A 23,370-nucleotide genomic window follows, 5' to 3' on the forward strand; every position below is an offset into this window, starting at 1 on the left:
CAGCGTGTAGACAAACCCTCGCATTCTTTGTCAGTCCTGCGCGCTGGTGCTCACGAATGTTCAATTCGCTCCGCGCCAGTGCTCGTTCTTCCTAGACTTCAAGGGTTTTCAATCACGCTGAAAAGAAGAAAAAGAGCTAAAATAAAGATCATTTTAGCCCTTTTTCAGCAATCTGAGAACGTGCTGTGAATCTGCACGTTCTTTTTTATGCTTGTTTTTATGGGAAGAAGCAGGGATTATTATTTAGAGGATCGAACTATTTTTTATGCATATAAGGGGGAGATACATTCATGAAGAAATTGATGACGGCAGAAGATTTAACGAAGATTGTTTCTGTTTCTCATCCGGTTTATTCACCAGATGGAAAAAAGGCAGTCTTTACAAAAGTCACTGTGAATGAGAAAAAGGACGATTACAATATCCATTTATGGGTTCGAGATGAAGAGACAGAGGAGCTGGCACAATGGACATTTGAGGATGGAAAGCATCATCAGCCAGTTTGGTCAAAGGACGGCAGGCAGCTTGCTTTTATTTTGCAAAAGCCAAAGGAAGTCCCTCAGCTCGCACTCATAAAGAGCGAAGGAGGCGGCGTGCGTACTTTAACGAAGATTCAATACGGAGTATCTCACCCTGTCTTTTCTCCCGACGGAGCATTCATTTATGCGGCTGTGTCATTGAAACAATCAGAATCTGTTCATGATGAAAAAAAGGAAGAGCAAGATGAATTTGCTCCAGCGGTATATGATGATTTGACCTATAAAGCAGATGGAAGAGGCTTTTTAGATGGGCGTGTCACACAGATCGTGAAAGTGGATATCCGTTCAGGAGAGGTAGAGCCTATCACGAGCGAGCAGGTTCATCATATGAATCATACCGTTTCCCCGTGTGGAAAATGGCTTGCCTTTATTCAATTAAATCCACAGATACCTTACATAAGTGACGTGTGTCTTCTGTCATTAGAAGATGGTCAGACAAAAAAGATCACACAAGCAAACGGCGCTTATTCCACCGTATCTTTTTCTCCAAATGGAGAGAGTCTTTTGTATATTGGACATGAGCGTGAATTCCAAAATGCCACCTTCCCATCATTATGGCTGTATGATCTGAAAGAAGACAAGGCGGTTCAGCTATCAGAAATGCTCGATATGTATGTTGGAAACTGTATGGCAGGAGATAGCGTGATGGGAGAGGCCTATCAAGTTCCACAGTGGACAAAAGACAGCCAAGGATTTTATACGCTTGTTTCTGATCAAGGCAGTACAGGGATTTATTATTTCTCTATTGAAGGTTTAGCCTATCCAGTTCGACTAGAGGCGGAACATATCACCAATTTCAGCCTTCATCCAGATGAATCCAAACTGCTGCTCAGCCGGCTTTCACCTGTTTCACCAAGCGAGCTATATGAGCTGACATTAGGGGAGACAGAACTAAAGCAAATCACGTTTGAGCATCATGATTTTCTAAAGGAGTATGTCGTATCCGAACCTGAACCATTTTCTTTTCAGTCAAAAGATGGCGACGAGGTGCATGGCTGGTTTATGAAGCCTTCCAAGATAGAAGAGGGGGAGAAATATCCGCTTATTCTAGAGGTTCATGGCGGACCGCATGCGATGTATGGTTATACGTATTTTCATGAATTTCAAATGCTTGCTTCTGAAGGCTATGCCATCGTGTATATCAATCCGCACGGAAGTCATGGATACGGACAGATGTTTACCGACCGTGTGAGAGGAAGTTATGGTGACGTTGATTATGACGATGTTATGCAGGCTGTTGATCATGTGCTCAAAGCCTATGATTTCCTTGATGAAACAAGACTCGGCGTGACTGGCGGGAGCTATGGCGGTTTTATGACCAACTGGATTGTCGGTCAGACCGACCGCTTCCGCGCAGCTGTCACACAGCGCTCCATTTCAAACTGGATTAGCTTTTATGGCATTAGTGATATCGGTTATTTCTTTACAAGGTGGCAGATTGATGGGGATATTTATGATTCTGTCGATAAGCTATGGGATCGTTCGCCGCTAAAATATGTGAAGCAGATGAACACGCCGCTTCTCATCCTGCACAGCGATGAAGATTATCGCTGCCCAGTTGATCAAGCAGAACAGCTTTTTGTGGCATTGAAGGAGCTTGGGAAAGACACAAGATTGGTCAAATTCCCGAAGGCATCTCATGATTTGTCCAGAAGCGGACACCCGGGGCAGCGCATTCAAAGATTGACCTTTATAAAGGAATGGTTTAGAGAAAAGCTAGCGTAATCAAAAACGACCCTTCAGCGTGCTGACAAACCCTCGCATTCGGTGTCAGTCCTGCGTGCTGGTGCTCACGAATAGAAAATTCGCTCCGCGCCAGTACTCGTCCTTTTCTTATCACGCTGAAAAGAAGACAAAGGGCTAAAGCCTTTGTCAATCATGAAAAAAACGACCCTAATCGGGTCGTTTTCATGTCATATATGAATTAGAAAACCTGTTCAACTTCTACAACGCCAGGCACTTCTTCTAATAATGCGCGCTCAATACCGGCTTTCAATGTAATGGTTGAACTTGGGCAGCTGCCGCATGCACCAAGAAGACGTAATTTCACAATGCCATCTTCAATGTCTACAAGCTCACAGTCTCCACCATCACGTAATAGAAATGGACGAAGTTTGTCCAGTACTTCCTGTACTTGGTCTTTCATTTCGACTTCAGTCATTAGATATAATCGCTCCTTTCACAACATATCACCATTATATTCATCTGGACGATAAAAATCTATTGATTGGTTTCAAAGTTTCCTTCTCATTATAGCACAATCTCATCTTGAAACAAAAAGTGATTTTGACTTTTTTCATCCAGAAAATTCAGCTAAAATGAAGAAAGAATAGGGGGCTTGTCAAATGAACAAAACTGTCGATCTTTATGTATATGGAAGAGATGTACTGTGCGCTAGCTGCGTGAATCTGCCTTCTTCAAAAGATACATTTGAATGGTTAGATGCAGCATTAAAACGAAAATATCCGAATCAGCCATTTCGCATCACATATATTGATATTGAGCACCCGCCAGAAAACGAACAACAAAAGGAATTGTCTGAACGAATTCTTGATGATGAATTTTTTTATCCACTTGTCTTAGTAGAGGATCAAATCGTTGGAGAGGGCAATCCGAAATTAAAAGACATTTATCAAGAAATGGAGAAATACGGGTACAAGGAGAACAGTGAATAAGCTGTTCTTTTTTTGCGGTATAAAACGAACAAACGTTCCTTTTTGTGTTGAAAAAGAACACTTGTTCGTTTATAATGAAATGAAAGGAGCGTGAGCATCATGAATTATTTACTGAAACAATCTCTTCATCAGCAAGTACCGATTGAGATGATTTATATGAAGAAAAATGGAGAGTGCACGAAGAGAAAAATCATTGTACACCGTCAAACGGATCAGCTTATCCAAGCGTATTGTTTATCGAAGAAGACGATGAGAACCTTTCGTAAAGACTGCATTCTTGCCCTTGCTCCGATCAAATGGACCAACTCATCGGCACATGCCGTTTCATAGAAAAAAGCTCCCTCGTCACGAAGGAGCTTTGAGAAAAAATTCACAAGATTTTAGCCGTTGTGATGCTTGTACATCCAAAGGAGTCCAGATTTCAGGAGTCTTGGCACCCGGCCAACAAGTGGACGATCAGCGACTAAGCCAAAGCCGGCTTTTTTTCCTAAAGAACCTAAAACACCTTTTAGCTTAAACTGTGGATAAGCTTCAGGAAGCGGCTCATTTTTCCAGCGTTTTTGCAGAGATTGGACAATTTGTTCTGCCTGCGCCTCAGCAAGCTGTGCACTTGGGGCATGCGGCAGACTTGCGCAGTCACCTACGACATATACATGCTCATCCCCTGGAAGATTATGATGAGGAGTTAATACGACGCGGCCTTGTGCGTCTTTTTCAACATCCATCTCTCGTACCACTTTGCTTGGCTGTATTCCTGCTGTCCACACGATGACATCAGCTTCAATCGCGTCATCATGGTTGTAAACGACACCTTCTTCAACCTTTGTAATATTGGCACAGTTAATGATCTTTACGTCATTTTCTTCAAACCACTTTTGCACATACAAACTTAATCTTTTTGGGAAGCTTGATAGTATCAACTCTCCACGGTCAAAAAGAATAATGTTTAAATCAGCACGGCTTTCTCTTAGTTCACTGGCCAGCTCTACCCCGCTAAGTCCAGCACCGACGATGCCAACCGTTGCACCTGCGCTCAAATTGTTTAATTTGTTATACGCATGTCTTGACTGATCAATGGTTTGAATGCTGTATGTATGTTCTTTCGCACCAGGGACATTATGATATTTGTCCTCACAGCCGAGTCCAATCACCGTATCATCATACGGAATCGGTTCACGGTCGCTGAATAAGATCTGTTTGTTTTCAATATCAATTTTTTCTACTTCCCCGTATTGAATATCCAGCTTCGGATGCTCTGGAAAAGATACTCGAATGTGATGATCAGAGATCGTTCCAGCAGCAAGTGCATAATATTCTGTTTTTAAACAGTGGTAAGGATTTCGATCAATTAATGTGATAGTGACATCATCAGGTAATTGATTTGGCAATAAGCGGTGGAGAACCCGCATATTCCCGTAACCTCCGCCGATCAAGACTAAATTTTTCATGACGATTCTCCTTTTCCCCGTAGACATTGAAAAACACTTATACTAAAAAACTTTAAGTTAAAATACCAAATAAAATTATATCGAATTTACTGTGAAACCACAATAATTGTTTCAAAATAACCTACATATTCATCAGTTAGTCCTAAATAGTAAAACATTTTACGAGGAATAGGCGTAACGATACAGATGAAGCTCATATTTTGACTAATACAAGGAATTTCGGTAGGATGGTAAGGCAATGTGAGGTGAAGCACAGTGTTTCCACTGATCGAATTTTGTGTAAGTAATCTTGCACAAGGGTCTCAAGAAGCAAAAGAGAAGCTTGAAAAAGACCCAAACCTAGACGTAATGGAATACGGCTGTTTAAGCTATTGCGGCAAATGTATGGACTCCCCATTTGCACTTGTGAATGGAGAATTTGTTTCAGGAGAAAATGCAGAGCAGCTAGTCGAGCGTATTTATGCTTTTATAGAGGAAAACGACATGTTTTAAATGCACCACATGGGTCATGAGGTGCATTTTTTTCACTCTTCCACCTTCCATTTTTAAGGAGAATGAATGGAAAGCGTATTCAATATGTTATGCTAATAAAATATCATCAATATGAAACATCACACGAGAGAAAAAGAGGCATATGCATAATAAAAGCCCTTTGCCATGGCAGCAAAGAGCTTCTATGTATGAAAAACGGGGGATGATAAGATTGTCTCCTGAATCGACTCCTTTTATACTATAAAGAAACAACATTTTTGGAGGAAGCTCATGACATCATTTCAATTCACGAAAATGCACGGATTAGGAAATAATTATATTTACGTTAATCAGATGAAGGAACAGCTTCCAGAAGAGCAGCTATCAGAAATAGCGATTCGCGTTTCTTCTGTTTATACAGGGATCGGTTCTGACGGGATGATCCTTATTTGCCCATCAGATGTTGCACCTGTGAAGATGCGCATTTTCAACAATGATGGATCAGAGGGCAAAAACTGCGGTAACGGGCTGCGCTGCGTCGCAAAGTATGTGTATGAGCATCAAATTGTGACGGACACAACGTTCCAGATTGAGACATTGTCAGGACTCGTTGAAGCTACCGTTCACGCTCAAGATGGTCATGTTCAGCTAGTCACAGTAGATATGGGAAAACCACGTTTTGAAAAAGAAGCGATGCCGATGCTTGGTGAACCGGCCAGCACAACAATAAATGAGCCGCTTGATTTTGGCACTGCGAATTTAAATGGAACAGCCGTTTCAATGGGAAACCCACACATCGTTTTTTATTTAGAGGACATTGAAAAAGCACCTCTTCATACACTTGGGCCGATCATTGAAAAACACGATATGTTTCCAGAAGGCGTTAATGTAGAATTTGTTGAAGTTGTCAGTGAAACCGAACTGCATTTTCGTGTGTGGGAAAGAGGCTCAGGCATTACACAGGCCTGCGGAACAGGGGCTTGTGCTGCGGCTGTATCCACGATTGTGAATGGGAAGGCGAAAAAAGAAACAGACATGACAGTTCATTTAGCAGGCGGGGACCTCATCATTCGCTGGAAAGACAATGACCACGTGCTTATGACAGGTCCTGCGGAGACCATTTGTGACGGGACATTTTATCTCTAAACCATTTATTTGAGAAAAGGCATCATCACGTTTATAATTGAAAAAGAAACATCCAGTCAAAAGGAGGGATGATCATGAGTACACCAGTAACCATTACAGAAGCTGCTGCACTGCAGATTAAAGATATGATGAAAGAACATGAAGAAGAAAATGCGTTCCTTCGAGTGGGCGTAAAAGGCGGAGGCTGCAGCGGTCTTTCGTACGGCATGGGCTTTGACCATGAAGTCTCAGAGAAAGACACGCAGTTCAAGCAGCACGGCATAAATGTCCTTGTCGACTCCGAAAGCCTTGATATCATGAACGGAACCATCATTGATTTCAAACAATCACTAATGGGCGGCGGTTTCACGATTGACAATCCAAACGCCATCGCATCATGCGGGTGCGGTTCTTCTTTCAGAACAGCAACGAATACCGGTACGCCGGAAGAGTGTTAAGGACAAAACAATTCATTCTGTAAACCCATTTGTATAATTAAGACCTCCTCAAATTGATATTTTTTGAGGAGGTCTTTTGTGTTGTTTAAAGACGCGTAAAAAGAATTTGACTTAAATTACACAGTACGTCCTCTTTTATAAAGGTTTTAAGTATAAAAAAGTCCGCAATTTTTTAGTATTTCCTCTGTACCAAGTAAGGTCGCTTCTTCAATCCCTATCTTATTAACTCTCATGAAAGATTGTACAGCTTGATAACCTACTGCATAACCAGCAAAGGGTGATAATCCTACAGGTTGAAAGCCTTGTTCTTTGGCAATGATATCACCAAACATATAACTGCTGATCTCAGCAAACCCTTTCATATATAAAGCCTCTTTCATCACTTCTTTTGAATAGTCTAATTCCTCTTTATCAAAAGAAGTGACCCAAGGTCCTAATACATGTTCACCATAAAGCTCTTTTGCAAATGATTCAGCTAATCCCTCTATAATTAAATAATCTCCAACCGTGACGTTTCCGTAATCCCATTCAAAATGTGAAAAACGGATATTATGATGGAATTCATGTGCAATGAGAGCAGGAATTCTTGGGATATTATATGAATTTGGATATAGTGATACTTGAATAAATCCAGGAATTCCTCCGAACCCACAATATCCTTTTTGCAGTTCAAGCTTTTTTGGATCAGCTATATATAGACCAAATCTCAACTCATCAGCATTTATTTGAAGGTTATGCTTTTTTATGAAATCCATGCAATGGTTTAAGGTGATATCTGCTGTTTGAAGAGCTTGAATTTCTTGTAGTCTTTTTAATGCCTGTTGTCCAGTTTGTGTATCTGTTATATCAAGATAGCCAAGCATCTTGGTTGCCATGATTACATCATAGCCATTTTGCTCTTTAGCTTTTAGCGGAACGTTTATCATATTCCACATCTTTTCAAAAGGTTTCATCATAGAGTGTCGGAAAAAATGTTCTTTATTGTGTTTCGTTGAGAATAACTTTTCATATTGATCGATTGTATTCTCAATCAAAATTTTCATAGCTGTTCCCTCTTTTATGAAGAGTAGTAAAGACGTTCATCGCTTCGCTCATAAATGATGCCAAGCCCTTACCATATCGATCTATATTCTTTTTGAAACGTTCATCTTGAATATAGAGTTGACCTAAGCCGTAAAAAGCATCAAGAGAGTAATAACTAAAATTTTTGTTTAAAAAGTCGTACCATTGTTTGATGACGATTTGCACCTCTTTGGATTTAGGGGAATGGTTGCGAAGAGAGGCTAGTTTGTTAAATATGCTATCCCAGCTGTCAGATAATTCGATTTGTTCATCCTTAGACAAATGATTTAGTTTGGAGCTGACTTCATCAACAGCTTGATTTCCCCAACGATGACGAGCTTCTTTTTCATATTGACTAAATTTTATATTTATATTTTCAAACCTTTCTTTATAGGTGTATTGAGTTTCTCCCGTTAAATGCTGTAGCGTCTTATCAATATTTCCGATCATTTTATCGAGATTATTTCGTTTCTCTATTAACATTTTTCTTTGTAGCATAAATGCTTCTATCTTATTAAATGAAGGATTGTGCATCATTTTTTGGATTTCCTTCAATGGAAAGCCAAGTTCCCTGAAAAATAATATTTGCTGTAATGTTTCAAGGTTTTCTTCTGAATAGAGCCGATAACGATTATCTGTGACTTCACTTGGAGTCAATAAACCAATCTTGTCGTAATGATGAAGTGTACGAATGCTAATACCAAATAATTCAGCTACTTCTTTTACTTTCATTTCAATTCACCTCTCTTGATATCCACTATAAAATATGACGTTGCGTTAGGGTCAATCATTTTTTAAAAGATTTATATCATTGTTGATCTTGTTTGAAGCAGTGAATTCAAGGAGTTATGTTTTTCTCGCAAATCGCTCAATTTTGTTACAGCTTGCCCGAACAACTGGCTATTTCCACTCGAAAAGAGTATTATGAAAACCAAACATAAACTGTAGTGAGAAAAGAGGTTGCTGAGGTTTGAGTGAACAAATCAATTGCAGGAACTGTCATGAACTGATTCCTTATCGTTCCAAAACGTGTCCATCTTGCGGGATTGAGAAGCCGCTTCCGAAAAAGGAACGTGTAAAGGATCGGGTGATTTTGGTTGTGGCAGGGATTGTTGTGGTGCTGCTTGCTGCAATGGTACTTGGAATGGCAAATGCCTATATTGGGGTTTTTAAATAAACGAAAAAGGAGTTCCGCGAGTGGGAACTCCTTTTTTAATCCGTTCTTATTTGTTTTCAAATAAGCTTGTGGAATGGAGGGGCTGTACACGGGCTTTCGGGTCCATGTAGGCTTTCGCATTGTTGACAGCAGTTGGTGCTTCGCCAAATCCGCTTGCAATCAATTTGACTTTTCCTTCATACGTGCAGATATCTCCTGCTGCATAGAAGCCTTCGATGTTTGTTTCCATTGTAGATTTCACTACGATGGAGTTCTTTTCGATTTCAAGGCCCCATTGTTTGATTGGTCCAAGGGAGGAAACGAAACCGAAGTTGACGATCACATCGTCCACATCAAGCACTTGTTTTTTGTCGCCTTTGACTTCTTCTAGCACGATCTGTTCAATGCGGTCTTCACCAATGAGCTCAGTTGGCACAAATGGAGTCAGTACATTGACCTTCGAGTTGTGCAGGTTTTCTACACTGTGCTCATGTGCGCGGAATTTATCGCGGCGGTGAATGATGGATACTTCTTTTGCGATTGGTTCAAGCATGAGTGCCCAATCCACCGCAGAGTCCCCGCCGCCAAGAACGGCCACGCGTCTACCGGCAAATTGGTTCAAGTCATTAATGAAGTAGTGCAAGTTGCTTCCTTCAAATGATTCTGCTGTATCCAATTCAAGCTTTCTCGGTTGAAATGCCCCGTTACCAGCTGTGATGATGATTGTTTTAGAGTAATGAACCTCTTGATTTGTGACAAGTTTAAAGATCCCATCTGCCTGCTTTTCAACTGTTTCAACTGCCTGCTCTAAGCAAATGGTTTGATCAAATTTATCCATTTGTTCCTTTAAGTTATCAACTAATTCTTGTGCGCGGATTTTTGGGAAACCAGCCACATCATAAATATATTTTTCAGGGTAAAGAGCGGATAGTTGACCGCCGAGCTGAGGAAGGCTTTCAATGATTTTCACACTTGCCTGTCTCATGCCTCCGTAAAACGCAGTAAACAATCCAACTGGGCCGCCCCCGATAACGGTAATGTCATATACCTTAGAATCTTCTTGCATTCCTTTAATCCTCCCAAATGAAAATTGTTATCACTATATCATATCATACCACATATCGTCGTTTGACTTGTTTTGAAAAACTTGTCGTTTTTTGATGCTGAAGCTTTGAAAAGGAAGAAAAAGTGAGAAAGACCGTTTATCATAAGGATTTTCAGTTTAAAGCCTTGAAAATTGGAGCAGAACTCGCTATTATTGTTAAGGGAACTAAATATTAATTTTTTATGAATTTTTGTCGGATACGGTCAAATGCTTTCGTTTTATGTAGGTGAAAGTTCAGATTTTCACAAACTTATTTTTTGTTTAAATTTCATAAAATGCCGCAAAGCGGTTGAGAATAACGATATGTAATTCTTTATCCGTTTTACAGCAAATTTAAAAAAGGTGGATGTGATTCCAGTGAATAAACCGAAAATCGTTGTATTAGGTGCAGGTTATGGCGGATTAATGACTGTAACAAGATTAACAAAACAGCTTGGCACAAATGATGCGGAAATTACTCTTGTGAACAAGCATAATTATCATTACGAAACAACATGGTTACATGAAGCAAGTGCAGGTACACTTCATCATGACCGCTGTCGTTATCAAATCAAAGATGTGATTAACAGTTCCCGTGTCAACTTTGTACAAGCAACAGTTGAAAGCATTGATAAGGATGCGAAGAAAGTTGTGACATCAGATGGCGAACTTTCTTATGACTACCTTGTTGTTGCACTTGGTGCTGTTCCTGAAACATTTGGTATTGCAGGATTGAAAGAATACGCATTCTCAATCTCTAACATCAACTCTGCTCGTCAGCTTCGTGAGCACATCGAGCTTCAATTTGCAACGTATAATACGGATGCTGAAAAACGTCCAGAGCGTTTGACAATCGTTGTCGGCGGCGCAGGATTCACAGGTATTGAGTTCCTTGGTGAGCTTGGAAACCGTGTGCCTGAGCTTTGCAAAGAGTATGACATTGATCAAAAAGACGTGCGTATCATCTGTGTAGAAGCTGCGCCAACAGCTCTTCCTGGATTCGATCCAGAATTGATCGACTATGCGATGAACTACCTTCAAGGTAAAGGTGTTGAGTTCAAAATCGGTACAGCGATCAAAGAATGTACGCCTGAAGGTATCATTGTTGGAAAAGACGATGATACAGAAGAAATCAAAGCTGCAACTGTTGTTTGGGCTGCAGGTGTACGCGGTAACCCAATCGTTGAAGAAGCTGGTTTTGAAAACATGCGCGGCCGCGTAAAAGTTTCTCCAGATCTTCGTGTACCAGAAAATGATGATGTCTTCATCATTGGTGACTGTTCATTGATTATCAATGAAGAAATCAACCGTCCATACCCACCAACTGCACAAATCGCTATGCAGCAAGGTGAAACAGTAGCGAAAAACCTTGCAGCACTAGTAAAAGGCGGTTCTCTTGAAAGCTTTAAGCCAGACATCAAAGGAACAGTTGCTTCTCTTGGTGAACACGACGCTGTAGGTGTTGCGTTTGGTAAAAAACTTCAAGGAACAAAAGCTTCTGCAATGAAAAAAATCATCGACAACCGTTCATTATTCATGGTTGGCGGACCAGGACTTGTTCTGAAAAAAGGAAAATTCAAGTTCTTCTAAACCGATATAGACAAAAACGTGTATCCCTGTGGTACACGTTTTTTCATGTTTGACGGAATATTTTCTCACTTGGTACTGGACAGAAAAATATGTTATGATGAATTATCAGAAAATTTAGATTAAGGAGTGAGCAATATGAATGCACAAACAAAGGAAAAAACATCAGCCTGTCAATATTGTTCAGGAAAAGGGTATTTTCAGCTATTGCTCGGCGGATCTGAAACGTGTGAGGAATGTAAAGGGACAGGAAAGAAGCGTTAATCGATCTGCTTTTTCCATTGATTGACTTCATCTCTATTTCCAAGTTAAACTAATGATGGGATATTTGGGGGTGGAGATGAAGTGATCAGTTTACCAGTCGTTATCATTTCAGTTATTTTATTTTTCGTGTTATTCTTTGGCATTGGTTTTTTGCTCAATATGCTGCTGAGAATGTCATGGATTATGGCTATTTTATATCCAATTGTATGCCTTTTCATTATTAACAATCAAAAGATGATCGCTTATGTAAGAGAGCCTGGTACTGCTTTTTCAGGAATAGGAGACCGAATCGTCTCACTCGCTGCGGCAGATATCATCATCTTATTAAGCGGCCTGATCGGTGCGATCGCATCAGGTTTTGTCATTAATGCACTTCGAAAAAGAGGGTATCAAATGTTTTAACTCACTTGTGGACACGCAAGTGGGTTTTTTTGTTTCTCCTTTGCATAGTTTCCATTTTGTTTGGAAACAAATAGATGGGTAGAGGAGTGACAAATAGAGATGAAAACATGGATGAAACGATTGTTCATGACAGCGCTATTCATGATTGCACTTTTGACAAGCTTTACGGGCATATCTGGAGTCGAACCAAGTGATTTAGCTGCATGGGTGAAAGAGACCGATGCGGGCAAGCAAGTATCTTCTTTTTTTCAGCAGCCAAAAAGGGAAACGATGGCACTCAAAAGTGAAGACATGCGATCTGTTTCTCTCGAAGAAGCGTTTAATTGGAACGATTATCCGAAGCAGAAGGTTGTGGCAACCGGCTATACAGCAGGTGTGGAATCAACAGGCAAAACGAAGGAACATCATGCATATGGCATTACATATTCAGGCGTCAAAGTGAAACGTGATTTATATTCAACAGTGGCAGCCGACCCATCCGTTTTTCCGATTGGAACGGTGCTGTTTATCCCAAACTATGGCTACGGTGTCGTTGCAGATACCGGGAAAGCGATTAAAGGTCATAAGCTTGATTTATACTATGAAACCGTTGATGATGTGTATAGAGAGTGGGGTAAAAAAGTGCTCGATGTGTATATCATCAAAAAGGGTGAAGGGACGTTAACGGAAAAAGACTTAAATCAGCTCAATGAAGCAGAATCGATGCAAGTATTCCGTCAGCAGTTTCAAGCCAATAAAGAATAAAAAAGCTTTGGGCCATTTAAGGTCCAAAGCTTTTTCGCTTCTACATGAAGTAATAATCTAAGATGAGTGTCAGCAAGATCCCTGTTAAACCGCCGAAGAAGACTTCAATCGGCTTATGACCAAGAAGCTCTTTTAATTTCTTTTGCTTTTCTTTTTCTTCCGCATTTTGGAAATTCTTTGCTTCGGAAACAAATCGGTTAAAATCTGTTACGAGCTTGTTGAGAACAGTCGCCTGTTCTCCTGCCTGTCTACGAACGCCTGTCGCATCAAACATAGTAATAATGGCAAAGATGGCGGAAATGGCAAAGATAGATGTATCTAGCCCGTGCTCTAAAGCCACTGCTGTGGAGAGTGCTGTTACTGCTGCGGAGTGTGAACTTGGCATTCCGCCTGTGCTTGTAATGAGCGACCAATCTAGTCGTCTAGAAATAATAAATTGAATCGGTACTTTTACAAATTGTGCAAAAAAGATGGCTGCTAGGCTGGCAAGCAGCGGAAAATTCGTCAGTACGCTCATGAACAAGAAACATCCTCTCTTTAAGAAAAAATATCGTGCGAAATGATGAACTAAAAATCCTAGTATGATGAAAAAATGATAGCAGTAAAAAATGCTGCCAAGTCCATGTTCATTATAACATTAAAGAAACTAGATGTGGAACGAGGAGAACACGGACAGGCTGCTTAGGTTTTCGCTGCTTTTTCATGATGCCCTTCCACGTGTGAAAATATAAATGTTCATCAAGTAAAGACAGACTGGCAATGATCGTATAGGCACGCAAATTTTGATATAATAGAAGTTCCAATGTGAAAAATGGAGTTCATTAAGGAGCGTGTGATAAATATGTTTTTCTCGACAAATGAATTGCAGCATAAAGATACACTGGCGATCGGACTTTTTCAAAAGAGCCAATTATCAGGAAAAGCAAAAGAAATGGATGAATTACTTGAAGGAAGAATCACTGAATTATTAAAAGAAGGCGACATTTCATCCAAACGAAATCAGCTTTCGAAGTTTTTCCCATCCCCTGAAACAGGCATCAAACGCATTTATTTTGTCGGGCTTGGGAAGGAATCAGATTACACGTTTGAAGAGGCAAAAGAAGTGTTTGCCCATTTATTTAAAAAGCTTCATCAAGATAAAAAGCAAGCGGTTTCTGTCTTGCTGGATACGTTTATTGGAAAGGATCTGCCTGCCCAAGATGCAGCCCATGCCCTTTCTGAAAGCTGCCTTTTAGCTACATATGAATTGCAGGATTTTAAACATAAAACAAATGAACCAGATCGTTTCATCGAGTTTGTTTATGCAACGACGGAGCATGATCAAGCTGAAATTCAGGCGAGTCTGAAAGTCGGCGAAGTGTACGGACAGTCAGTCAATTCGGCCCGTACCCTTGTGAATATGCCTCCGAACATGCTCACATCCTCTGATCTGGCTTCGTATGCGGCAGAGCTTGCATATAAATATGAATTTGAAATTGAAATTTTAGATAAAGAACAAATGGAAGAGCTCGGAATGGGCGGTATTTTAGCCGTCAATAGAGGCTCAACAGAACCGCCAAAACTCATCGTGCTGAAATATCAAGGCAAGGAAGAATGGACAGACGTCATCGGTCTTGTCGGTAAAGGCATCACGTATGATACCGGCGGCTACTCTTTAAAGCCAAGAGCGAGTATGGTTGGCATGAAAACAGATATGGGCGGCTCAGCCTCTGTTTTAGGCGCAATGGAAATCATCGGGGAACTTCGCCCAGAGCAAAATGTCATTGCGGTCATCGCCTCAACGGATAATATGATTTCCGCAGACGCTATGAAGCCAGACGACGTCATTGTGTCACTAAGCGGGAAAACAATCGAAGTGCTCAATACAGATGCAGAAGGCCGTCTTGTTTTAGCAGATGGGGTGACATATGCGAAGCAGCACGGTGCCTCTGTCCTTGTAGATGTGGCCACATTAACAGGCGGTGTCATTGTGGCGCTTGGAAATGAGACAACAGGCGTAATGACCAATAACGATGAGCTGTACGCTCAGTTTAAAGAAGCATCAGAAGAATGCGGTGAAATGATCTGGCAGCTGCCAATCACGGAAAAAGATAAGAAACGAGTACGAAACAGCAAAATGGCTGATCTCAATAACTCACCAGGCCGTGATGGTCATGCGATCATGGCAGGTGCTTTCATTGGTGAATTCGCAGAGGATACGCCTTGGGTTCACTTAGATATTGCAGGAACCGCAACAACAGAAAAACCTTCATGCTTTGGGCCAACAGGGGCAACAGGTGTGATGGTAAGATCACTTGCTACATTTGTGGAACGATTTGAAGGAACAAAATAAAGAATAAGGCTCTGCCGGATGGCAGAGCTTTTTTATGTAGGACATATGCCATTTGACGAAGTTTTTTTTCTATGGTAACATACGTTGGTACTTTAATTATCTACTACATTAGTAAACTAAAGGATTTCGGGGGTTTCACCATGAATGCAGTTGTTTTAGCGGTTGTTTTAATGTTGATATTAAGCTTGCTGCGGGTCAATGTCGTGATTGCGCTAGCAATAGGCGCTTTAGCTGGCGGACTTGCAGGTGGATTAGGCTTGGGAGGAACAGTGGACGCCTTTACGGACGGACTCGGAGGAAATGCAACCGTGGCGATTAGTTATGCGTTATTAGGGGCATTTGCTGCGGCGCTGACGAAAACAGGTCTTCCAGATGCCATGGTTGAAGGAGCAGTGAAGCTTCTAGGAAAAGAAGGCGATTCGAGACGGAAAACACTATCAAAAGTGCTCATCGTTCTTGTCATTTTGATCGTGTCCTGTTTTTCACAGAACGTCGTTCCTGTTCACATTGCCTTTATCCCAGTCTTAATTCCGCCGTTATTAAAGGTGTTTAACGAGCTTCAGATTGACCGCAGACTGCTAGCGTGTGTCATTACCTTCGGACTCACTGCACCATATATATTACTTCCAGTCGGTTTTGGACAGATTTTCCACGGAATGCTTCGTGACAATATGAAGGAAGCGGGTCTGACCGTAAACCTTGCAGATATTCCGTATGCGATGCTGATTCCTGTAGCAGGAATGGTTCTTGGCTTGATCGTTTCCATTTTTGTATATCGAAAGCCGAAGGTATATGAGAATCGTGAAATTACAGATGTAGAGAAATCGGCTTATACGAAAAAAAGCTTATTCTTTGCCGGTCTTGCTATTCTCGTTTCGTTGATTGTCCAGCTTTATCTATCGCAAAGCCTTGGTGTGGAAGGAATGATCTTCGGTGCACTCGCAGGACTGCTTGTCTTGTTTGTGACTGGAATGATGAAACGCGATGAAGCAGATGAACTCATTACATCTGGAATGAATATGATGGCATTTATCGGTTTTGTCATGCTTGTTGCCGCTGGGTTTGCCAACGTTTTAACAAAAACAGGAGACATAGAATCTCTTGTCAAAGCATCTTCCCAATTTATCGGCAACAGCCAGAGCCTTGCAGCGATTTTAATGCTGCTTGTCGGCCTGCTTGTGACAATGGGGATCGGATCATCATTTGCAACGATTCCGATTATTACAACCATCTTTGTTCCACTTTGCTTACACTTAGGATTTAGTCCAATGGCCACCATTGCCATTATTGGCTCTGCTGCGGCTGTTGGAGATGCAGGTTCACCTGCAAGTGACAGTACGCTTGGACCAACATCTGGATTGAATATGGATGGACAGCATCACCACATTTGGGGAACTTGTGTCCCGACTTTTATCTATTATAATATTCCGCTTGTTCTGTTTGGCTGGCTGGCGGCGATTATTCTGTAAAATGAAAAGCTTGTAGAGAAAACGATGATGTTTTTTCTATAAGCTTTTTTGTTGTTCGTAGATGAAAAAATAATTAGGACAAAAGTATGAATTAAATGAATCTTTCTTCCTCTATCTTACGTATATATGCTGATAAAAATGAAAAGGGGAAGATGGGATATGTCATTTTTTAAAAAGCTAGCGGCAAGTGCTGGGATTGGTGCAGCAAAAGTAGATACCATTTTAGAGAAAAACGCTTATTTTCCAGGACAAGAAGTAAAGGGAACTGTCCATGTAAAGGGCGGAAAAATTGCTCAGGACATCCGCTATATCAATGTCAAGATTCAAACACAGTATGTGATTGTGAAAGATGATGAAGAGCATAGAAAATATGTGAATATCTTTACTTTACGGGTGACGGATTCTTTTACTATTCAGCCTGGAGAAAAGCATGAATTTCCGTTTTCATTTATTCTTCCTATCGATACCCCAATGACGATCGGAAAAGTAGAAATTGCAGTAATGACAGACCTTGATATCCAAGGCGGAATCGATAAATCTGACTATGACCGCATTTTCGTTGAAGCACATCCTTGGGTGAGAAATGTACTGGAGGCCACTAGAAATCTTGGCTTCCACCTGAACGAAGCAGACTGTGAACAAGCACCTTACTTTCAGCGGCGCCTGCCATTCGTCCAAGAATTCGAGTTCATTCCGACATCAGACTACTATCGTTATATGCTTGATGAGCTAGAGCTGATTTTTCTGATAGATGAAGGCGGCTTAGACATTGTTTTTGAAGTCGACCGCAGAGCAAGAGGCCTGAGAGGATGGCTCGAAGAGATGTATAATGAAGGAGAACAGCTTGCGCGCTACCGCTTCAGTCCATCAGATCTTGAAAATGTAGAAGTACTTGAAGGAATGCTAGAACAAATCATAGATCAATACGCTGAGTAATGATGAAAAAAGAGCCTGAATGAAGACAGGCTCTTTTTTCTATGATACTGCTTCTTGTTTTCGAAAGGATGTGGCTTTGGATACAGAGCGATAAATTTTAGGTGCCAGCATCGCAAGTAATATAGTCAATGCGTAGTCTTTTACCATAAACCAGATCATAAAGAACCATGTGGTTTGATAGGAAATCGGTGCATTGAGCCATACATTTAATGCGAGGTATGTATAGGTCGTTCCAATCACATACATCACGGTCGTACCAGCAATGGCTGCAAGCAAAAAGCGGCCAAAGCCAGGGTTTTTTCTTTTTTCTAGAATGAATCCGGCAAGCCAGGCAGCAGGGATGTATGATAATACAAAGCCGCCGCTTTTGCCTAAAATGACCCCAAAGCCCGCAGAGAACTGAGCGAATACAGGTGCACCAGCAATTCCAACCAAGGCATAGACAATCATAGCTAATGCCCCGAGCCGTCTGCCTAGTAAGAGACCGGCAAGCACACAAAAAAACGGCTGCATCGTAAGTGGAATTCCGCCCACCTGTAAAAACGGCACAATGGATGTAATATTGGCCCCGATAGCCATGAGTGCAGCAAACATTCCGACTAGCACAAAGTCAGCAGTTCGTGTCTTCTTTTGCATGATGTTTCCCCCTGTCTTATCTGTACAAATAGATTAAGGGGAAGAAGAAATTTTGTCAACTTGTTTTTATTTTGAGTTAACAATAAAAACCCGCCCATCAAGAGGGCGGGTAGTTGATTAAGCTTCAGTCATAAAAGTGGCATCGATGGCTTTGCTGACAGGTACGTAATCATAGCCGAGATCACGAGCGACCGCTTCGTACGTGATATGTCCGTTCATGACATTGACACCTTCTGCGATGGCATTGTTTTCTCTAATGGCTTTTGCAACGCCTTTATTCGCAATTTGCAGTGCATATGGAACAGTGACATTCGTTAACGCAACAGTTGATGTCCGCGGAACCGCACCTGGCATGTTGGCGACAGCATAATGCAATATGCCGTGTTTTTCATAAGTAGGCTGGTCATGGGTTGTGATATGATCAATGGTTTCGACAATGCCGCCTTGATCAATCGCTACATCTACGATGACAGAACCAGGCTTCATTTGTTTCACCATTTCTTCTGTCACAAGCGTCGGTGCTTTGGCACCAGGAATCAACACAGCACAGATGAGAAGATCTGCTTCACTGACTGAATCTGCAATGTTGACAGGGTTGGACATTAACGTTTTCATTTGATGGCCAAATTGGTCGTCCAGCTGACGCAGGCGTTCTGCGTTTACATCAATCAGGGTGACATCTGCGCCAAGTCCGATTGCCATTTTCGCTGCGTTTGTTCCAACAACCCCGCCGCCAATAATGGTGACCTTTCCTCTTGATACCCCTGGTACACCTGCAAGTAAAATACCCTTTCCACCTTTTGGCTTTTCTAAAAATTGTGCACCAATTTGAGCGGCCATTCTGCCTGCTACTTCAGACATAGGTGTGAGAAGAGGGAGTGATTTTCCGTCCGTTACGGTTTCATAAGCAATGGCTGTAACGCCTTTTTGTTTTAATGCTTCAGCCAAGGAGGGCTCTGCGGCTAGATGCAGGTACGTAAATAAGATGAGTCCTTCTCTGAAATAAGGATATTCCTCAGGTAATGGTTCTTTTACTTTCATGATCATATCAGAAGATGCCCATACATCTTTCGCTTGATCAAGAATCTCTGCACCAACAGATACATAATCGTCATCAGTGAATCCGCTTCCAAAACCAGCGTTTGTTTCAATCAAAATCTGATGTCCAGCTGAAAGCAATTGAGAAGCTGCTCCTGGTGTTAAAGCCACTCGGTTTTCATTGTTCTTAATTTCTTTCGGAATGCCGATGATCATGTTTATTCCTCCTATGCTTATCTATTCATATTGTATGTCTAGTGTATCCTGAAAGTTTAGAAAATTCTTCGGTTGAAATAAAAAATAAAAAAACGCCTCTTTGTGAAATTTCACAAATGGACGTTTTTTAGCTTCATATCAAGGTATATGGTCATTTTCTCATTCATGTTTTTTAAATCAATTTCTGCGATGTCTGTAATCCGTTTTAATCGATAATTTAAGGTATTGATGTGGATATTTAATTGCTTTGCGGCAATATTGGCATTGCTGTCACAGTCAATAAACCGTTCAAGTGTTTCGACAAGGTTGGAATGATGCCTCAGGTCGTAATCCTCCAGCTTCGATAAAGAGTAACTGGAGTAAGAAGAGCCCTTTCGCTTCTCAGCAAGCACATCAAGATATTGATAAATGCCTAGTTCAGAAAAGCTGTTTAAACGTTCTGTTTCAACTGGAAAGCGTTCTTTCGTTTTTAATACAGCCAGTGCTTCTTTATAGGAAGGCTGAATTTGAGAGATGTTATCGTAAATTCCTCCAATTGCTGCCTGAACATGCTGAATATGATACCGGTCCGCAAGTTGCTGCAGCATGCCGCTTGTGAATTGTTTAATATCTTGAAGCGGATGTTCTGTTTTTGGTGAGACAAGAATAATGAATTCGTGAAAATCAACAGTCGTTAACAATACCTGTACTTGCTGTGTTGTTTCAAGCAGATAGGACAGCTTTTTTTCTGTCTCCTCTGTGAGTTCGTCACGAAGACGGAAGATGATGATGGCATATGTGTCTGGACATCTGATGCCAAGTCTTAAAAAAAGGTCAAGCATCTCATCCTTTTCATGAATATGACCCGTGAGCATCTTCCAGAAAAGCTCCTGATTGCGTTCCTCTGTTTTCGTTTTTCGAATTTGTAAATTGAGTAATTTGTTTTTCACGGCATGTGCTGCCATTTTGAGAAGGTCCATTTCTTCTTCTGAAAATGGCTGCGTAGATTCAATCGCCCAAATAAATCCGAGCACTTCTTTGTCCTTCCAGATGGAAATGGCGACCCTGCTAGATAAACCCACCTCTGCAATTTGAGGGACACGAAGCGGTTCGTCTGTTTTAAGGAGTGTAGGAATGATGCCGTCCTTCCAAAGCCGATTGATGACTTTTTCTGGTACCCGGCGGGAGATAATGGTTGAAGTTCTGGCGGGATCAGTAAAATCATTGTGTGTGCTATATGCCAATAATCGATGATGAGTATCTTCTATAGTAATAGGGCAATTGAGCACATCACTTATTTGGTCTGCCACATCCTCTAAACGATCAAGACTATACTTAAACGGATCTGTCTTTTTTGTCATAAAAAACCCCTGCTTTTTCGAATATTTCACGTACTTACATTATGAAGAGAATGAGGTACGTAAATCAACAAAAAACTGCCATAAACTTAAAAAAACAAAAAGTGTGAGAAGCAAGCAAGTGGATGTTGAAGCACGATGAAAAAGAAATAGTACAATAATAACGTAGTAAAAAATCAATAGGCGGAAAGGTCCACCAAAGTCGGTGGATACTTATTAAGAATATATGACCAAAAAACTGTTAAATACTAGATAAAAAGCGAAAAACCAGTAATTCTATAGACTCATTTTGTAAAATAAAAACAGATTTGTTTGACTGTGTATCATTTCTGTTTTTATAATAATAACGTCAAAAAATAAGTGGATTAGCCCATTATATGGCGGCTATGCACGGGAGGTAATGAGGAATATGTCAGGAATTATTCGCGTAACCCCAGAAGAACTAAGAGCGACCGCTAAGCAATATGGTGTTGAAAGTCAAGAAGTGTTAAACCAAGTTGATCGTCTAAATAGAATGATCTCTGATTTAAAAGGAATGTGGGAAGGTGCTTCTAGTGAAGCATTTGCTGATCAATACGAACAGCTTAAGCCTTCATTTATCAAAATGTCTGATCTATTAACAGATGTCAGCAATCAGCTTGATCAAACGGCAAATACACTTGAAAGCACTGACCAAGACATCGCAAGCCAAATCCGCGGCTAATCAAGGGGATTTCCTTTCTAAGTGTGAAAAGCAGAAACAGCGCCGAGTCTGTCAATGGATGCCGGCGCTCTTTCTATTTTGTGAGGTGGAAATTTGTGTATATCGATATTACCATCGACTTAAAAAATTATGATGGCAGTGTGTTTGATTTGAGACTATCAAATTATTTACATATTAAACAAGTCATCCATATCGCCTGGCAGGCAAAACAAATCTCGCTTCCAAAGCGGGAAGGCGGATGGGTGCGAGTAGTCAATAAGAAAGCTGTGTTTTCAGGCGAATATAAGCTGTCAGACTGTGGAATTACCACAGGAGACAGGCTGGAAATACTATGAAAGGACTTTTGTAAATGGCAGATAAAAAGAGTTCCTATTTAGAAGAACAATTAGAAGCAGTCATGAAAAAAGAGGGAGGCACCTATACCTTTATTTTTCAAAAAGAGACAATTAAACTCTTAGACGGTTTAGAAGCGGCACCGATCAAAGACATCAACCCTTCATTTCAGAAAGAGATTCAATTAACTGAAGATGAGGTCATCATTTCTATTCAACCGCCTCCTGCCTATCAGGAATTTCGTTTCATCCATGCAAAGGATGAAAAAAGCAAATGGATTTTTTCATACCAGCTTGTCGATGCAGTTCTTAAACACGACGTGAAGCGGCTGCATCCTATTGTTTCTCCTGAAAACATTGTTTTTCATCAAGGCTTAGCTCCTGCATTTTTGCATTATGGAGTCAAAGAAAGCATCCCGCCATATGAAACTGATGAACTTCGCCTGTTAAAAGAGGTCAAGGCCGTCGTTCTTCGAGTGGTTGACCATGAATATCAATTTCAAGAATATGTGGCTTACAATGAAACGTTGAAATTATCTGAGCTGGCAAAAGAAATTAGTGAAACGAAGTCGCTGGAAGAATTGTCAGCTTTGATTGAGCAAAAGATCAAAGCAATCGATACGAAAGAAAAAACGCTCTTAACCATTCCTAAAAAGAAATGGAAGATTGAGCGATACATCGGACTAGGTCTGCTTGTCCTATTAATCCCTGCATTGGTGTACACCATTTACACCTTCTTTTTTGCCATGCCAAAACAAGAAGCATACGTCGAGGCAAACAAATATTATCTCAACAAGCAGTACAGTCAAGTGGTGGATACGTTAGAGAAATATCCAGCCAATAAAATGCCAGTCTCACTTCAATATGAACTGGCCATTTCGTATGTACAAACGAATCAAGGCAGCCTCTTACTTGATCAGCATAAAAAAGAAATCACAGAAACGTACACATTACAGACAGATCCGCAATACTTCCTATTCTGGATTCATATTGGACAAGGCAATAGCAAGGAAGCACTTGATATTGCACGGGTGCTTGGAGACGACAGGTACATATTCACGGCACTCGTCGCCTACCGCAATGAAATTCAAAACGATGACAGCCTTTCTGCTGAAGAAAAACAAAAACAACTAGATCCAATCATTAAAGAAATGGCGAAATATGAAGAAAAAGAAACAACCGAGACAAGCACAAGTGACTCCTCGGGCGCAAGCCAAACAGATGAAACAGCTGAACAAAAAGAGCAGTCAAAAGCCGATCAAGAGAAAAAAGAGAAAGAATCTGAAGCGAAAAAGAAAACCTCTCAGACAAAAAAAGATGAGAAAAAATAATTCTTTCGATACAACTGACAGTTGGTGC

25 protein-coding genes and 1 pseudogene are annotated in these 23,370 nt (G+C 40.9%); 17 read left to right on the forward strand and 9 right to left on the reverse strand.

Going from position 1 to position 23,370, the window contains the following annotated elements:
* The first annotated feature begins 290 nt into the window (after window positions 1–290).
* Window positions 291–2,261, forward strand: a complete 1,971-nt coding sequence (locus tag C9414_RS03915) for a S9 family peptidase (protein ID WP_107163109.1) — start codon at window positions 291–293, stop codon at window positions 2,259–2,261.
* A 199-nt stretch (window positions 2,262–2,460) separates the two neighbouring features.
* Here the strand turns inward: C9414_RS03915 and C9414_RS03920 are convergent.
* Window positions 2,461–2,760 (reverse strand): annotated as a pseudogene (locus tag C9414_RS03920) (NifU family protein).
* Between the two features lie 121 nt (window positions 2,761–2,881).
* Between C9414_RS03920 and C9414_RS03925 the strand changes: the two are divergent.
* Together C9414_RS03925 and C9414_RS03930 are read left to right on the forward strand one after the other, a co-directional pair.
* Complete coding sequence (locus C9414_RS03925) at window positions 2,882–3,211, forward strand: YuzD family protein (RefSeq protein WP_047203329.1); 330 nt, start codon at window positions 2,882–2,884, stop codon at window positions 3,209–3,211.
* A gap of 99 nt (window positions 3,212–3,310) precedes the next feature.
* Complete coding sequence (locus C9414_RS03930) at window positions 3,311–3,541, forward strand: hypothetical protein (RefSeq protein ID WP_039181181.1); 231 nt, start codon at window positions 3,311–3,313, stop codon at window positions 3,539–3,541.
* Window positions 3,542–3,591: 50 nt separating this feature from the next.
* On the opposite strand, the gene C9414_RS03935 is transcribed toward C9414_RS03930, so the two are convergent.
* Window positions 3,592–4,659 (reverse strand): NAD(P)/FAD-dependent oxidoreductase, encoded by a 1,068-nt coding sequence (locus tag C9414_RS03935; protein WP_034282611.1) that lies wholly within the window; start codon window positions 4,657–4,659, stop codon window positions 3,592–3,594.
* 255 nt (window positions 4,660–4,914) lie between these two features.
* Between C9414_RS03935 and C9414_RS03940 the strand changes: the two genes are divergently transcribed.
* From C9414_RS03940 to C9414_RS03950, 3 genes are all read left to right on the forward strand, one after another.
* Window positions 4,915–5,151 (forward strand): YuzB family protein, encoded by a 237-nt coding sequence (locus C9414_RS03940; protein ID WP_008346813.1) that lies wholly within the window; start codon window positions 4,915–4,917, stop codon window positions 5,149–5,151.
* A 270-nt stretch (window positions 5,152–5,421) separates the two neighbouring features.
* Window positions 5,422–6,276: a diaminopimelate epimerase gene (gene dapF / locus C9414_RS03945; protein ID WP_039181179.1), complete on the forward strand. Its 855-nt coding sequence runs from the start codon at window positions 5,422–5,424 to the stop codon at window positions 6,274–6,276.
* A 74-nt stretch (window positions 6,277–6,350) separates the two neighbouring features.
* Window positions 6,351–6,713, forward strand: a complete 363-nt coding sequence (locus tag C9414_RS03950) for a HesB/IscA family protein (protein WP_024425967.1) — start codon at window positions 6,351–6,353, stop codon at window positions 6,711–6,713.
* A 146-nt stretch (window positions 6,714–6,859) separates the two neighbouring features.
* Here C9414_RS03950 and C9414_RS03955 read toward each other — a convergent pair whose 3' ends face one another.
* A complete protein-coding gene (locus C9414_RS03955; RefSeq protein ID WP_107163110.1) occupies window positions 6,860–7,756 on the reverse strand; it encodes a DUF2268 domain-containing putative Zn-dependent protease in 897 nt (298 codons plus the stop codon).
* Complete coding sequence (locus C9414_RS03960; RefSeq protein ID WP_181286100.1) at window positions 7,740–8,507, reverse strand: MerR family transcriptional regulator; 768 nt, start codon at window positions 8,505–8,507, stop codon at window positions 7,740–7,742. The genes C9414_RS03955 and C9414_RS03960 overlap by 17 nt, the downstream gene beginning before the upstream one ends.
* A gap of 238 nt (window positions 8,508–8,745) precedes the next feature.
* On the opposite strand from C9414_RS03960, the gene C9414_RS03965 reads away from it, so the two are divergent.
* Window positions 8,746–8,952 (forward strand): hypothetical protein, encoded by a 207-nt coding sequence (locus C9414_RS03965; RefSeq protein WP_024423352.1) that lies wholly within the window; start codon window positions 8,746–8,748, stop codon window positions 8,950–8,952.
* A gap of 46 nt (window positions 8,953–8,998) precedes the next feature.
* Here the strand turns inward: C9414_RS03965 and yumC are convergent, their stop codons facing one another.
* On the reverse strand, window positions 8,999–9,997 hold the full coding sequence (yumC, locus tag C9414_RS03970; protein WP_039181175.1) for a ferredoxin--NADP reductase 2: 999 nt from the start codon (window positions 9,995–9,997) through the stop codon (window positions 8,999–9,001).
* Between the two features lie 390 nt (window positions 9,998–10,387).
* Here yumC and C9414_RS03975 point away from each other — a divergent pair, with 390 nt between their 5' ends.
* The 4 genes from C9414_RS03975 (at window position 10,388) to C9414_RS03985 (ending at window position 13,012) form a co-directional block, all read left to right on the forward strand.
* Complete coding sequence (locus C9414_RS03975; RefSeq protein WP_181286107.1) at window positions 10,388–11,605, forward strand: NAD(P)/FAD-dependent oxidoreductase; 1,218 nt, start codon at window positions 10,388–10,390, stop codon at window positions 11,603–11,605.
* Window positions 11,606–11,740: 135 nt separating this feature from the next.
* A complete protein-coding gene (locus tag C9414_RS20115) occupies window positions 11,741–11,866 on the forward strand; it encodes a YuiA family protein (RefSeq protein WP_158333015.1) in 126 nt (41 codons plus the stop codon).
* An 81-nt stretch (window positions 11,867–11,947) separates the two neighbouring features.
* Window positions 11,948–12,268, forward strand: coding sequence for a YuiB family protein (locus C9414_RS03980; RefSeq protein ID WP_039181171.1), 321 nt, complete (start codon window positions 11,948–11,950; stop codon window positions 12,266–12,268).
* Window positions 12,269–12,367: 99 nt separating this feature from the next.
* The gene (locus C9414_RS03985; RefSeq protein WP_039181168.1) at window positions 12,368–13,012 is read left to right on the forward strand and encodes a 3D domain-containing protein; all 645 of its coding nucleotides are present in this window, start codon (window positions 12,368–12,370) and stop codon (window positions 13,010–13,012) included.
* Window positions 13,013–13,052: 40 nt separating this feature from the next.
* On the opposite strand, the gene C9414_RS03990 is transcribed toward C9414_RS03985, so the two are convergent.
* Window positions 13,053–13,529, reverse strand: coding sequence for a divergent PAP2 family protein (locus C9414_RS03990; protein ID WP_047203325.1), 477 nt, complete (start codon window positions 13,527–13,529; stop codon window positions 13,053–13,055).
* Between the two features lie 324 nt (window positions 13,530–13,853).
* On the opposite strand from C9414_RS03990, the gene C9414_RS03995 reads away from it, so the two are divergent.
* The 3 genes from C9414_RS03995 to C9414_RS04005 all read left to right on the forward strand — a co-directional run bounded on the left by C9414_RS03995 (window position 13,854) and on the right by C9414_RS04005 (window position 17,749).
* Window positions 13,854–15,344: a leucyl aminopeptidase gene (locus tag C9414_RS03995; RefSeq protein ID WP_047203324.1), complete on the forward strand. Its 1,491-nt coding sequence runs from the start codon at window positions 13,854–13,856 to the stop codon at window positions 15,342–15,344.
* A gap of 140 nt (window positions 15,345–15,484) precedes the next feature.
* Window positions 15,485–16,813, forward strand: a complete 1,329-nt coding sequence (locus C9414_RS04000; protein WP_024425962.1) for a Na+/H+ antiporter family protein — start codon at window positions 15,485–15,487, stop codon at window positions 16,811–16,813.
* 159 nt (window positions 16,814–16,972) lie between these two features.
* Window positions 16,973–17,749: a sporulation protein gene (locus tag C9414_RS04005; RefSeq protein ID WP_058838090.1), complete on the forward strand. Its 777-nt coding sequence runs from the start codon at window positions 16,973–16,975 to the stop codon at window positions 17,747–17,749.
* Between the two features lie 39 nt (window positions 17,750–17,788).
* On the opposite strand, the gene C9414_RS04010 is transcribed toward C9414_RS04005, so the two are convergent.
* From C9414_RS04010 to C9414_RS04020, 3 genes are all read right to left on the reverse strand, one after another.
* Window positions 17,789–18,385, reverse strand: coding sequence for a biotin transporter BioY (locus C9414_RS04010; protein WP_034282595.1), 597 nt, complete (start codon window positions 18,383–18,385; stop codon window positions 17,789–17,791).
* 117 nt (window positions 18,386–18,502) lie between these two features.
* Window positions 18,503–19,639: an alanine dehydrogenase gene (gene ald, locus C9414_RS04015; protein ID WP_047203321.1), complete on the reverse strand. Its 1,137-nt coding sequence runs from the start codon at window positions 19,637–19,639 to the stop codon at window positions 18,503–18,505.
* 110 nt (window positions 19,640–19,749) lie between these two features.
* Window positions 19,750–20,979, reverse strand: coding sequence for a sporulation transcriptional activator AdeR (locus C9414_RS04020; RefSeq protein WP_039181162.1), 1,230 nt, complete (start codon window positions 20,977–20,979; stop codon window positions 19,750–19,752).
* A gap of 406 nt (window positions 20,980–21,385) precedes the next feature.
* Here C9414_RS04020 and C9414_RS04025 point away from each other — a divergent pair, with 406 nt between their 5' ends.
* From C9414_RS04025 to essB, 3 genes are all read left to right on the forward strand, one after another.
* Window positions 21,386–21,679 (forward strand): WXG100 family type VII secretion target, encoded by a 294-nt coding sequence (locus C9414_RS04025; RefSeq protein WP_003213769.1) that lies wholly within the window; start codon window positions 21,386–21,388, stop codon window positions 21,677–21,679.
* A gap of 95 nt (window positions 21,680–21,774) precedes the next feature.
* On the forward strand, window positions 21,775–22,014 hold the full coding sequence (gene yukD / locus C9414_RS04030) for an ESX secretion system protein YukD (RefSeq protein ID WP_003213579.1): 240 nt from the start codon (window positions 21,775–21,777) through the stop codon (window positions 22,012–22,014).
* 14 nt (window positions 22,015–22,028) lie between these two features.
* On the forward strand, window positions 22,029–23,342 hold the full coding sequence (gene essB / locus C9414_RS04035; RefSeq protein WP_107163112.1) for a type VII secretion protein EssB: 1,314 nt from the start codon (window positions 22,029–22,031) through the stop codon (window positions 23,340–23,342).
* Window positions 23,343–23,370: the final 28 nt, after the last annotated feature.

It is taken from the genome of Bacillus sp. Nf3 (assembly GCF_003028545.1).
Taxonomy (GTDB): Bacteria; Bacillota; Bacilli; order Bacillales; family Bacillaceae; genus Bacillus; species Bacillus safensis.

What these genes read in the sequence shown, in the direction of transcription:
- C9414_RS03915 (WP_107163109.1), top strand. Translation starts at nt 291, where the DNA reads ATGAAGAAATTGATGACGGCAGAAGATTTAACGAAGATTGTTTCTGTT.
- C9414_RS03925 (WP_047203329.1), top strand. Translation starts at nt 2,882, where the DNA reads ATGAACAAAACTGTCGATCTTTATGTATATGGAAGAGATGTACTGTGC.
- C9414_RS03930 (WP_039181181.1), top strand. Translation starts at nt 3,311, where the DNA reads ATGAATTATTTACTGAAACAATCTCTTCATCAGCAAGTACCGATTGAG.
- C9414_RS03935 (WP_034282611.1), bottom strand. Translation starts at nt 4,659, where the DNA reads ATGAAAAATTTAGTCTTGATCGGCGGAGGTTACGGGAATATGCGGGTT.
- dapF (WP_039181179.1), top strand. Translation starts at nt 5,422, where the DNA reads ATGACATCATTTCAATTCACGAAAATGCACGGATTAGGAAATAATTAT.
- C9414_RS03950 (WP_024425967.1), top strand. Translation starts at nt 6,351, where the DNA reads ATGAGTACACCAGTAACCATTACAGAAGCTGCTGCACTGCAGATTAAA.
- C9414_RS03955 (WP_107163110.1), bottom strand. Translation starts at nt 7,756, where the DNA reads ATGAAAATTTTGATTGAGAATACAATCGATCAATATGAAAAGTTATTC.
- C9414_RS03960 (WP_181286100.1), bottom strand. Translation starts at nt 8,507, where the DNA reads ATGAAAGTAAAAGAAGTAGCTGAATTATTTGGTATTAGCATTCGTACA.
- yumC (WP_039181175.1), bottom strand. Translation starts at nt 9,997, where the DNA reads ATGCAAGAAGATTCTAAGGTATATGACATTACCGTTATCGGGGGCGGC.
- C9414_RS20115 (WP_158333015.1), top strand. Translation starts at nt 11,741, where the DNA reads ATGAATGCACAAACAAAGGAAAAAACATCAGCCTGTCAATATTGTTCA.
- C9414_RS03985 (WP_039181168.1), top strand. Translation starts at nt 12,368, where the DNA reads ATGAAAACATGGATGAAACGATTGTTCATGACAGCGCTATTCATGATT.
- C9414_RS03990 (WP_047203325.1), bottom strand. Translation starts at nt 13,529, where the DNA reads ATGAGCGTACTGACGAATTTTCCGCTGCTTGCCAGCCTAGCAGCCATC.
- C9414_RS03995 (WP_047203324.1), top strand. Translation starts at nt 13,854, where the DNA reads ATGTTTTTCTCGACAAATGAATTGCAGCATAAAGATACACTGGCGATC.
- C9414_RS04000 (WP_024425962.1), top strand. Translation starts at nt 15,485, where the DNA reads ATGAATGCAGTTGTTTTAGCGGTTGTTTTAATGTTGATATTAAGCTTG.
- C9414_RS04005 (WP_058838090.1), top strand. Translation starts at nt 16,973, where the DNA reads ATGTCATTTTTTAAAAAGCTAGCGGCAAGTGCTGGGATTGGTGCAGCA.
- C9414_RS04010 (WP_034282595.1), bottom strand. Translation starts at nt 18,385, where the DNA reads ATGCAAAAGAAGACACGAACTGCTGACTTTGTGCTAGTCGGAATGTTT.
- ald (WP_047203321.1), bottom strand. Translation starts at nt 19,639, where the DNA reads ATGATCATCGGCATTCCGAAAGAAATTAAGAACAATGAAAACCGAGTG.
- C9414_RS04020 (WP_039181162.1), bottom strand. Translation starts at nt 20,979, where the DNA reads ATGACAAAAAAGACAGATCCGTTTAAGTATAGTCTTGATCGTTTAGAG.
- C9414_RS04025 (WP_003213769.1), top strand. Translation starts at nt 21,386, where the DNA reads ATGTCAGGAATTATTCGCGTAACCCCAGAAGAACTAAGAGCGACCGCT.
- essB (WP_107163112.1), top strand. Translation starts at nt 22,029, where the DNA reads ATGGCAGATAAAAAGAGTTCCTATTTAGAAGAACAATTAGAAGCAGTC.